Genomic DNA, 1,349 nt, shown 5'->3' with positions numbered 1-1,349 from the left:
GGGTTATAGGACAAAACGTGTTGGTTTTATAGGCGATGGAGCCAGTAAATTACTGGCTCCATCGCTATTTTAAGTTCTTTTGATAAACTTAGAGGGTGGACAAAATGTGTTGGTAAAAAGTCCCAAAATCCTTGATTTTACTGGCTTCAATAAGGTTATATCTTCTTAGAAAATCGTGTTCTAAGTGGAGGGAATAATCATGCTGGTAAGATGTATAAATTGTGGATTTTCTTGTCAAAAATATGGGAAAACTAAAGCTGGATCACAACGATGGCATTGTAAGCAGTGTAACATCACCTTTACACAAACTATTGATAATACTACTAAATGTTTTCATCGATTTCTAAATTGGTTATTTAGTAAAGAAACACAACAGGACATGCCTGGGCAGGGCCGTACATTTCGTAGACAGATAGCTGATTTCTGGCAAATATGGCCTATGCCGCCCAAAATTGAAACCTCGAGAGATGTGGTATTCGTTGATGGTATTTACTTAGCTAAAAAAGCTTGTATTTTGATCTGTTATGATGGTGAATATGTATTAGGGTGGTATTTATGTAGGTCAGAACAGTCTCGCTCATGGCAAGCTCTTATGCAGCGAATAGCGACCCCCATTGTGGTCGTTTCTGATGGTGGACCTGGTCTTAGAAAAGCATTAAAAAAAGTTTGGCGTACCGCCAAGCTTCAACGTTGTATTGTTCATGCCGTATGGCAAGTACATCGTTACACTACTAGGCGGCCTAAGACATTAGCAGGTATTATGTTAAAAGATTTAGCAAGCGATTTATATAACGTAAAAACACAGGAAGATGCAAAAATATGGATTCAACGATTATTTAATTGGAGAGTGACTTTTAAAGAGTTTCTAAGTGAAATGACACGTGATAGTAATGATAATTTAAGAGCTACGCATGAACGATTACTAAAAGCCTATAACTCTCTAGTGGTATTAATTAATACAGAGACAATGTTTCGATATTTAGATGAAACATTGGTGTTGGATAAAGAATGTCCGAGGACTAATAACCCTATTGAAGGCGGAGTAAACGCACAACTCAGACGTTTATTGCGCTACCATCGAGGAATGTCTGTAGAAAAACGTATAAAAGCGGTCTTTTGGTGGTGTTATTTACACTCACCAAGACCGCTTTCTGCAAAAGAAATACTTAAGGTAATGCCAACTGATGCAAGTATTTCTAAAATATATAGTTCTATGAATGAAAGAGCCCAACTTCAAGGCATAATTCCAACTTGGGGGGATGCCATTTCTTGGGGTGATTTGCATAACTATGACAAATTATCTTTCAATGATTGGGATTAAAGTACCAACACGTTTTGTCCTATAACCC

Annotated in this window: 1 protein-coding gene; it reads left to right on the top strand. The window is 37.3% G+C overall.

Translation table 11 applies throughout. The features are described from left to right. Nucleotides 1–199: 199 nt before the first annotated feature. Nucleotides 200–1,321 (top strand): IS1249 family transposase, encoded by a 1,122-nt coding sequence (locus LKD20_RS09545; RefSeq protein ID WP_009351498.1) that lies wholly within the window; start codon nucleotides 200–202, stop codon nucleotides 1,319–1,321. The last annotated feature ends 28 nt before the right edge of the window (nucleotides 1,322–1,349 follow it).

Origin of the sequence: Veillonella fallax (assembly GCF_020687175.1) — a bacterium.
Taxonomy (GTDB): Bacteria; Bacillota; Negativicutes; order Veillonellales; family Veillonellaceae; genus Veillonella; species Veillonella fallax.
The sequence above is the reverse complement of the archived record's forward strand: the minus strand, read 5'-3'. Positions and strand labels throughout refer to the sequence as shown.